The organism is Neisseria sp. HMSC70E02, assembly GCF_001838645.1.
Classification (GTDB): domain Bacteria; phylum Pseudomonadota; class Gammaproteobacteria; order Burkholderiales; family Neisseriaceae; genus Neisseria; species Neisseria macacae.
The window spans coordinates 52,376-61,945 of sequence record NZ_KV838121.1 but is presented as its reverse complement, the minus strand read 5'-3'; the positions used below and the strand labels follow the sequence as shown (position 1 = coordinate 61,945).

Here is a 9,570-nt window from a genome sequence, read left to right as displayed (position 1 = left end):
CCCCCGTCTAGCGGGGGAAGGTTAGGATGGGGGTAGCTTGCGGATATACGGTATAAATGGCAAGAGCCACCCTCTCGCCAACCCTCTCCCGCTAGACGGGAGAGGGGGCAGATTATCGTGGGCAAAGCCCACGCTACGGTTATCCCACAAACCAACGCAAAAAATTCCGCTATGGGTTTTCTCCAACTTTAGGCGTTGCCCGACGGCGTAGCGTGGGCTTTGCCCGCGAATCCTATCGTATTGAAGCGATAATGGATTTAAAGTATCAGAATACAAAGAGGTCATCTGAAAAGATTGAGATAGGTTTTTCAGACGACCTCTTTCAGTTACAGCAACCTGATCCCTTCCCGTCCGGCGGGGGAAGGTTAGGATGGGGGTGGCTTGCAGATATACGGCATAAGGATCAAAGTCCCCCTCTTCCGACTCCCCTTTCACCAAACATGAGAGGGGGCGGATTCTCGTGGGCAAAGCCCACGCTACGTTTATCCCATAAACCAACACAACAATTCCCGCTATGGGCTTTTCACCAACTTTGAGCGTTGCCCAACAGCGTAGCGTGGGCTTTGCCCGTGAATCCTATCGTATTGAGGCGATAATGGATTTAAAGTATCAGAATGCAAAGAGGTCATCTGAAAATCCTCCAAAACAGGTTTTCAGACGACCTTTTCTTCTCCTACTCATTCCAACCCAACTTCTAAATACTCGCGCTATGCCCTACCCGCACATGGCTGTGGTGGTCGCGGCCTTCATGGTCGTAGTCGGATTTAAAGCCTTTGAGCACGACGTCTATGTCGTTTTCTTTGGAGAAGACATTGGCGAAGTCTTCAATCAGTTCCAATACGTCGCCGGCGATGTAGGACGAGCGTTCGGCGTTGATGGTTACTTTCGAACCCGGACGGATGTTTTTCAGGGTTTTCTTGATGGCGGCTTTGTTCAGGAACGAGACTTCTTCCGCCAGTTCCAAGCTGATTTCGTCGGCTTCGGCGAGTTCTTCGCGGCTGAGGTAGTAGGCGCGTTTCATGTTGCCCTGAAGGATGAAGATAATGCTGATGGCGAGCCCGATGCCGACGCCTTTGAGCAGGTCGAGCGCGACGACGGCGACGAGGGTGGCGGCAAAGGGGATGAACTGGTACAGCCCTTTATGCCAGAAATGCAGGAGAGTGGCGGGTTTCGCCAGTTTGTAGCCCACCAGCAGCAAAACGGCGGCGAGGGTGGACAGGGGGATCATGTTGAGGATAAAGGGAATCGCCAAAACGCACACCAACAACAAGACGCCGTGGATAACGGCAGACAGTTTGTGCGTCGCGCCTGCATTGGCGTTGGCGGATGAGCGCACGACGACGGAGGTGATGGGCAGGCCGCCGATAAGCGAGCTGACGATGTTGCCTGCGCCCTGCGCGCGCAATTCGCGGTTGGTGTCGGTGATGCGGCGGTGGGTGTCGAGGCGGTCGGCGGCTTCGATGCAGAGCAGGGTTTCAATCGAGGCGACGATGGCGATGGTGATGCCGGTCATCCAGACGTAGCTGTTGCCGAAACCTGAAAAGTTGGGCAGCGTGAGCATAGCTGCGGCTTCGCGCCATGTGTCGGGAACGGGCAGTTGGACGAGTTGTCCGGCGGAAATGGCAAGGCTGCTGCCGCTGGCGACGAACCATTGGTTCATCAGTATCCCCGCGCCCACGGCAACCAGCGCGGCGGGCAGGGCTTTGATGTTTTTCAGCGCGGGGATTTTGTCCCATACGATTAGGATCGCCATCGACACGCCCGCTACCAAAAGAGAGCCTGTGTGGATGTCGGCGAACAGTGCGGCAGGATCGGCGAGGCTGCCGCTGCTGCCCAAGGCAAACGGAATCTGTTTCATGATGATAATCACGCCGATGCCCGCCAACATGCCTTCGATAACAGACACGGGGATATATTCGGCAAGGCTGCCGGCACGGATAAAGCCGAGCAAAAGCTGGATGGCACCGGCAATTAAGCCTGCGCACAGGAACAGCTCGAACGAACCGAGTTCGGTAATCGCAGCAAGGATAATCGCCGCCAAGCCCGCGGCAGGGCCGGAAACGCTGATGTGCGAGGTACTGAGTGAACCGATGACGATACCGCCGACGATGCCCGCCAACACGCCGGACAAAGGCGGCGCGCCGGAAGCGAGCGCGATGCCGAGGCACAACGGCAGGGCGACGAGGAAGACGACCAGTCCGGAAGCGAAATTGGACTTGAACAGGCTGCCCAAAGGCTGTTTTTTCTGATGGGGTTTCATGGTGAGGGGGTACTCCTGATGTGTGTATGTTTGTGTGTATGTTTGTGTGTAATGTTTGTGTGTATGTTTTTTGTATGGATGAAGCAGGGTTTCGGGAGGGAAAGGCCGTCTGAAAAAATCGGACATAGCGGATAAACTTATTTTTCAACCGCCAGACAAATGCACCCGCCGTCCTTCCCGCGCAGGCGGGAATCCACCTTTGGGAGACGGTTTATCGAGTTTCACAAATATTGTTTATCGTCCGAACGGATTTCCGCCTGCGCGGGAAGGGAGACAATTTTCCAAGCGATATTTTCAGACGACCTCCGAGCCATCAACCCGCTTTCTTGCGCGCGTTGACCACCCATTCGGAATCGGTAAGGTCGTAGATTTTTTGAATGTCGGCGAGGATGTTTTTGAAGTCGATGTTCAAATCGATGAGGCGGCCGGTACGCAGGTCGAAGACCCAGCCGTGCACGATCGGGTAGCCGTCGAGCAGGTAGCGTTCCTGCACGCACGCCATTTTGATGACGTTGAGGCACTGCTCCTGCACGTTCAATTCGACCAGGCGGTCGTAGCGCAGGTGTTCGTCTTCGATTGCGTCCAGTTCTTCCTGATGCAGGCGGTACACATCGCGGATGTTGCTCAACCACGGATTCATCGTGCCAAAATCTTCGGGCAGCATCGCCGCTTTGATGCCGCCGCAGTTGTAGTGGCCGCAGATGATAATGTGTTTGACTTTCAGATGCGAGACGGCGTATTCGATGGCGGAGGCGGCATTCATGTCCAAACCGTGCACAAGGTTGGCGACGTTGCGGTGTACAAACACGTCGCCCGGTTCAAACCCCATCAGTTCTTCCGCCGCGACGCGGCTGTCGGAGCAGCCGATGTAGAGGTATTCGGGATTTTGTCCGTCGGCGAGGTCTTTGAAGTAATCGGGGCATTGCTGCCTCTTCGTTTCCTGCCATTTGCGGTTATTTTCAAAAATGACTTCATATGATTGGCTCATGCGGCTTCCTTTCTGCTTGATGTGTCGTTTGTTTTTTTTGTTACCGCACCCTGTTGCGGATGCGGCCTCTGTAAGGGTTGCGCATTCTAGGAAGGCAAAATTAGAGAAAAATTAGCCATAAAATGCCGTATAAATATGTAAATTCGGCATTTTCAAGCAAAGGGTCGTCTGAAAACCCTTTTTCAACCCAACCAAATAAAAAAGTAGAAACCGCCGTTTCTCCCTATCTTTCAAAAAATTAAACCGTCCTCGTCCACACGCCGCCACCCCGTCCGAAACGCCCCTGCTGTCTGCCACTTCCCCGCAATTTTCAGACGACCTCCTTACCAATCCTTACACTTTACGGCATAATGGCGGACTGTTTTTCCGAGGAGAATTCCATGTCCGTCAAAACCCCGTCGCTATTCGGCGGCGCCATGATTATCGCCGGTACAGTCATCGGCGCAGGCATGCTTGCCAACCCGACCGCCACCTCCGGCGTCTGGTTTACAGGCTCGCTGATTGTGTTGCTCTACACTTGGTTTTCCATGCTTTCCAGCGGTCTGATGATCCTTGAAGTCAACACCCACTATCCGCACGGCGCCAGCTTCGACACCATGGTCAAAGACCTGCTCGGCCCGACTTGGAACGCCATCAACGGCATTGCCGTCGCCTTCGTTTTATATTTACTTACCTACGCCTACATCTTCGTCGGCGGCGACTTGACCGCCAAAGGGCTGGGCAGCGCGTTCGGTGTAAACATCCCTCTGACCGTCGGACAACTCGCCTTCTTCCTGATTTTCGCCACCTGCGTGTGGGCATCCGCCCGCCTGGTGGACCGTTTCACCTCCATCCTCATCGGCGGCATGGTGCTGACTTTCATCTGGGCGACCGGCGGGCTGATTGCCGATGTCAAACTGCCCGTCCTCTTCGACACCCAAGCCCCCGCAGGTACGAGCTACTGGATTTACGCTGCGACCGCCCTGCCCGTCTGCCTCACGTCCTTCGGCTTCCACGGCAACGTCTCCAGCCTGCTCAAATACTTTAAAGGCGATGCGCGCAAAGTCGCCAAATCCATTTGGGCAGGCACGTTGGTCGCGCTGGTGATTTACGTCCTGTGGCAAATCGCCATCCAAGGCAACTTGCCGCGCAGCGAGTTCACCCCCGTGATTGCCGCCGAAGGGAAAGTCTCCGTCCTCATCGAAGCCCTGTCCAAGTTCACCCAAACCGGCAGCATGGACAAAGTGTTGACCCTCTTCTCCTACATGGCGATTGCCACTTCCTTCCTCGGCGTAACGCTCGGCCTGTTTGACTACATCGCCGACATCTTCAAATGGAACGACAGCGTGTCCGGCCGCACTAAAACCGCCGCCCTCACCTTCCTGCCGCCCCTGATTTTCTGTCTGTTGTATCCAACAGGCTTCGTTACCGCCATCGGCTACGTCGGTCTGGCGGCAACCATTTGGACCGGCATTATCCCCGCCATGCTGCTCTACCGTTCGCGCCAAAAATTCGGCGCAGGTAAAAACTACAAGATTTACGGCGGATTCGGACTGATGGTTTGGGTTTTCCTCTTCGGCGTCATCAACATCGCCGCGCAGGTATTGAGCCAGCTCGAACTCGTCCCCGTGTTCAAAGGCTGACAAGCAAATCGACACCCCAAGAGGTCGTCTGAAAACAGATTTCAGACGACCTCTCCCGTTTTCCGTTACAATAAACACCCTCCGAATCACAGCACACGACCGTCCATGTACGACAACATCCGCTTCCACCTAGACGAAGAATATCCCGAAGGACTGCCGTCCGAAAACGCCGCCACGCATATCGGCATGTACTGGATATGGGCGGCGCAGACAGGGCTGGCGAATCCTGTTTGGCAAACCGCCCCCGAAAGCGCGGAAGATTTCGCCAATATGCTCAAAGGCAGAACCAGCGGCCGCCGCTTCCTGCTCAAACACATGGACGGCGCGCTCACGCCCGACGACTTCACCGAACAAGGGCAGAAATTCACCTCCTATTACTACGACAATGAAGAAGACGGCTACGGCGCATTTTTAGAAGACTACGTCCGCACCCTCGACACCCCGTCGCTCGGCGGCTTCTACCACGTCCCCAACACCCCCGAAATCTACAAACGCCTCAAACCCGTCTTTCAGGCAGCGTTTGAGCAATGGAAAAACCATTTGGCATCCACAGTCGGAGAGCAACCGTGAAACTCATCATCCTCGACCGCGACGGCGTCATCAACCAAGACCGTGACGACTTTGTCAAATCCATAGACGAATGGATACCCATCGAAGGCAGCATGGACGCCATCGCCTTCCTGACGCAGGCAGGCTACAACATCGCCGTCGCCACCAACCAATCCGGCATCGGCCGCAAATACTTTACCGTACAAGACCTGACCGAAATGCACGCCAAAATGCACCGCCTCGTCCGTCAGGCGGGCGGCGAAATCGACGGCATCTGGTTTTGCCCGCACACCGCCGCCGACAACTGCGACTGCCGCAAACCCAAGCCCGGCATGATTTGCGACATCCTCGAACGCTTCAAAGCCGACCCTGCCGAAACCTGGCTGGTCGGTGACAGCCTGCGCGACCTGCAAGCCATGCACGAAGCCGGCGGCAAAACCGCGCTCGTCATGACCGGCAAAGGCAAGAAAACCCTGTCGCAACAGGAAAAAGAATTACCCGAAAACACCCAAATCTTCGACAGCCTGCTCGCCTTCTCCCAATACATCATGCACGAAGCCGCACAAGACCGTGCAGACGGACAGGCAAACCCGTAAATACACGAGGTCGTCTGAAACCCTGTTTCGCCCCATTTCAAGCCCAAACAAGATTTCAGACGACCCATCCGACAGGTAGAAACATGCTCCTCATCCGCAACCTGACCTACTGGTTCATCCTCAGCACCAGCCTGATTTTACTTTTCCCCTTCATGCTCCTCGCCCTGCCCGTCCAAGGCGGCGCGCACAAAATGGCGCAAATTTGGGTACGCATCCTCAACTGGTCGCTCAAACACATCATCGGACTCAAATACCGCCTCATCGGTGCCGAAAACATCCCCGACCGCCCCTCCATCATCTGCGCCAAACACCAAAGCGGCTGGGAAACCCTCGCCCTGCAAGAAATCTTCCCGCCGCAGGTTTACGTCGCCAAACGCGAGCTGTTCAAAATCCCCTTTTTCGGCTGGGGTCTGAAACTCGTCAAAACCATAGGCATAGACCGCAGCAACAGCCGCGAAGCCAACAAACAGCTGATGGAACAAGGCATGGCGCGCAAAAACGAAGGCTACTGGATCACCATCTTCCCCGAAGGCACACGCCTGCCGCCCGGCGAAAAAGGCCGCTACAAACTCGGCGGCGCGCGCATGGCGAAAATGTTTGAAATGGACATCGTCCCCGTCTCCCTTAACAGCGGCGAATTTTGGCCGAAAAACGCCTTCCTCAAACACCCTGGCACCATCACCGTCGTCATCAACCCCGTCATCCTCCACAGCAACGGTACGGAAGCCGAATTGATGGCGGAATGCGAAAAACGGATTGAAGCGCAACAACCCCTGATTGAAGGGAAAGGACCGTTCGCCGTTACAAAGGTCGTCTGAAAACGCAGATTCGCCCCAACACCAACCCAATCCATGTCCCGCCACTACGCCCACACCCTTTCAGACGGCCAGTCCATCCGAATCCAGCTCAAACGCAGCGCCAAGAAAAACCTCATCCTGCGCCCCGTATCCCGCGACACCGTCAGCATCAACGTTCCCCCGTTCGTCAGCCATCGCACCCTCGCCCAATGGCTGACCGACAACGAACCGCTCTTGCGCCGCACTCTCGCCCAAGCCCCAACCGCCGCCGCATCCGCCGACACCCTCCCCGAATGGATTTGGTATCAAGGCGATCAGACGACCCTGTCCGTCCACAGCGGCAGCCACATCCAAATCAGGTCGTCTGAAATCCTGCTGCCCGACAAAGAACCCGCCGCCCAACTGACCCACCTGCGCCGCTTCCTGCACGAACGCGCCCACGAATACCTGCTGCCGCGCCTCGAACACCACGCCCGCGCCACCGCCCTCATTCCCGCCGCAACCGCCCTCTCCAACGCCAAAACCTTCTGGGGCGTCTGCCGCCACACCACCGGCATCCGCCTCAACTGGCGGCTCATCGGCGCACCCGATTACGTCGCAGACTACATCTGCATCCACGAACTCTGCCACCTGCCCCACCCTGACCACAGCCCGCAGTTTTGGGCAACCGTCAACCGCCTCACCCCGCACACCCAAGCCGCCGAAACATGGCTGAAAGCCCACGGCCGCGAATTGTTTGCATTAGGCTAAAGCGTGCGATACGCCGATACATCAAGGTCGTCTGAAACCCCGTTTCGCCCATTTCAAGCCCAAACAAGATTTCAGACGACCCAATCCATGATGGCTACGCGCAACAAATCATGCCAATCCGTCACAAACCATCCGCCCCACTATCCGCCCGCCCTGCAAAACAGGATATAGTGGATTAACTTTAAACCAGGACGGCGTTACCTCGCCTTAGCTCAAAGAAAACGATTCTCTAAGGTGCTGAAGCACCAAGTGAATCGGTGCCGTACTATCTGTATCTGTCTGCGGCTTCGGCGCCTTGTCCTGATTTAAATTTAATCCACTATAATGCCGTATACTTTTGCGACGACAGCCCGCGCATCATCCGTCCGACAAAAAAGGCTAAAATACGCAGACTTTCAGACGCGTGAAAACAAGCCTTAACCCACGCGACACATCAAACCGCCCGACAAACAGACAACATCCGCATCCCGCCACACAAACAGACAACATTGAGGGAAAACACATCATGATCAGCATTTTCGACATTTTCAAAATCGGCATCGGCCCTTCCAGCTCCCACACTGTCGGCCCTATGAAAGCCGCCGCCGCCTTTTCAGACGACCTCAAACAATCAGGGCTGGACGCGCAAACCGAACGCATCGTCATCGACATTTACGGCTCGCTGGCGCTGACAGGACGCGGACACGGCACATTCGACGCCCTCCTGCTCGGCTTGGAAGGCAGCCTGCCGCACGACATCCCCCTTGCCGACATCCCCGACCGTCTCGAACGCATCCGCACGCAACACATCCTCCGCCTCAACGGACGCGAAATCAACTTCATTCCCGACCGCGACCTGAACATACGCGGCGACCAAGTGCTGCCCAAACACCCGAACGGACTGAATTTCACCGCCTACGGCAAAGACGGCGGCAAACTCAAAGAACAAATTTACTACTCCGTCGGCGGCGGCTTTATCGTTACCGATCAAGAGTTTGACAAACAAGCCGAACAAACGCGCCCAGTCCCCTACCCTTACACCAGCTGCGCCGAACTGCTCGCCCAATGCCGCATGAACCAGCTCGACATCTCCGAAGCCGTATTGGCAAACGAAGCCGCGCTTGCCGGTTGCAGCGAAGCCGAAATCCGCCGCCGCGTTGCAGGCGTTGCCGACGTTATGGAAGGCTGCATCAAACGCGGGCTGGCGGCAGACGGCGAACTGCCCGGCGGCTTGAACGTCCGCCGCCGCGCCCCGCAGCTTGCCGCCAAACTCAAAGCCCTGCGCGAAACCGAAATCGTCAACACCCAACTCTGGCCCATGGTTTACGCCATGGCGGTCAATGAAGAAAACGCCGCCGGCGGACGCGTCGTTACCGCCCCGACCAACGGTGCCGCCGGCATCATCCCCGCCGTCCTGCACTACTTCCGCAAGTTCAACCCGCATGCCACGCAAGAGCGCGTCGAAAACTTCCTGCTCACCGCAGGCGCCATCGGCATCCTCTACAAAACCAACGCCTCCATCTCCGGCGCGGACGTCGGCTGCCAAGGCGAAGTCGGTGTCGCCTGCTCGATGGCGGCGGGCGCATACGCCGAAGTCATCGGCGGCACGCCCAAACAAGTGGAAAACGCCGCCGAAATGGCGATGGAACACCATTTGGGTCTGACCTGCGACCCCGTCGGCGGACTGGTGCAAATCCCCTGCATCGAACGCAACGGTATCGCCGCCGAAAAAGCCCTCAAACTCGGCACCCTCGCCCTGCTGGAAGACGGCACGGACAAAAAAGTCTCGCTCGACGAAGTCATCCAAACCATGCTGCAAACAGGGCGCGACATGAAGTCCACCTACAAAGAAACCTCGCTTGCCGGACTCGCCATTACCCTACAGAAAAAAGCCGTCCCCGTATCCGTCCGCGTTGTGGAATGTTGAAAACGGAGCGACAAAAAGGTCGTCTGAACATTTTGTTTTTCAGACGACCTTTTGTTTGACTCGATTCATTTTATAGTGGATTAACAAAAATCAGGACAAGGC

General features: G+C 56.2%; 9 protein-coding genes. 7 read left to right on the top strand and 2 right to left on the bottom strand.

Features of this window, described 5'->3' with window-relative positions:
- Window positions 1-694 precede the first annotated feature (694 nt).
- The gene (locus HMPREF3277_RS11220) at window positions 695-2,260 is read right to left on the bottom strand and encodes a SulP family inorganic anion transporter (RefSeq protein WP_070871168.1); all 1,566 of its coding nucleotides are present in this window, start codon (window positions 2,258-2,260) and stop codon (window positions 695-697) included.
- Between the two features lie 313 nt (window positions 2,261-2,573).
- A complete protein-coding gene (locus tag HMPREF3277_RS11215; protein ID WP_003768295.1) occupies window positions 2,574-3,248 on the bottom strand; it encodes a carbonic anhydrase in 675 nt (224 codons plus the stop codon).
- 380 nt (window positions 3,249-3,628) lie between these two features.
- Here HMPREF3277_RS11215 and HMPREF3277_RS11210 point away from each other — a divergent pair, with 380 nt between their 5' ends.
- From HMPREF3277_RS11210 to HMPREF3277_RS11185, 7 genes are all read left to right on the top strand, one after another.
- The gene (locus tag HMPREF3277_RS11210; RefSeq protein ID WP_070871167.1) at window positions 3,629-4,870 is read left to right on the top strand and encodes an aromatic amino acid transporter; all 1,242 of its coding nucleotides are present in this window, start codon (window positions 3,629-3,631) and stop codon (window positions 4,868-4,870) included.
- A gap of 105 nt (window positions 4,871-4,975) precedes the next feature.
- Complete coding sequence (locus HMPREF3277_RS11205; protein WP_070871166.1) at window positions 4,976-5,440, top strand: DUF7832 domain-containing protein; 465 nt, start codon at window positions 4,976-4,978, stop codon at window positions 5,438-5,440.
- Window positions 5,437-6,015 carry a D-glycero-beta-D-manno-heptose 1,7-bisphosphate 7-phosphatase gene (gene gmhB, locus HMPREF3277_RS11200; RefSeq protein ID WP_070871165.1) on the top strand — a complete coding sequence of 193 codons (579 nt, stop codon included), beginning with the start codon at window positions 5,437-5,439 and terminating at the stop codon, window positions 6,013-6,015. The genes HMPREF3277_RS11205 and gmhB overlap by 4 nt, the downstream gene beginning before the upstream one ends.
- 83 nt (window positions 6,016-6,098) lie before the next feature.
- Window positions 6,099-6,833, top strand: a complete 735-nt coding sequence (locus tag HMPREF3277_RS11195) for a lysophospholipid acyltransferase family protein (protein WP_070871164.1) — start codon at window positions 6,099-6,101, stop codon at window positions 6,831-6,833.
- 33 nt (window positions 6,834-6,866) lie between these two features.
- Window positions 6,867-7,562, top strand: coding sequence for a M48 family metallopeptidase (locus HMPREF3277_RS11190; protein WP_070871163.1), 696 nt, complete (start codon window positions 6,867-6,869; stop codon window positions 7,560-7,562).
- A 3-nt stretch (window positions 7,563-7,565) separates the two neighbouring features.
- Entirely contained in the window at window positions 7,566-7,733 is a 168-nt protein-coding gene (locus HMPREF3277_RS14990) for a hypothetical protein (RefSeq protein ID WP_168168261.1), read from the top strand.
- A gap of 334 nt (window positions 7,734-8,067) precedes the next feature.
- Window positions 8,068-9,468, top strand: coding sequence for an L-serine ammonia-lyase (locus tag HMPREF3277_RS11185; protein ID WP_070871162.1), 1,401 nt, complete (start codon window positions 8,068-8,070; stop codon window positions 9,466-9,468).
- Window positions 9,469-9,570 lie beyond the last annotated feature (102 nt).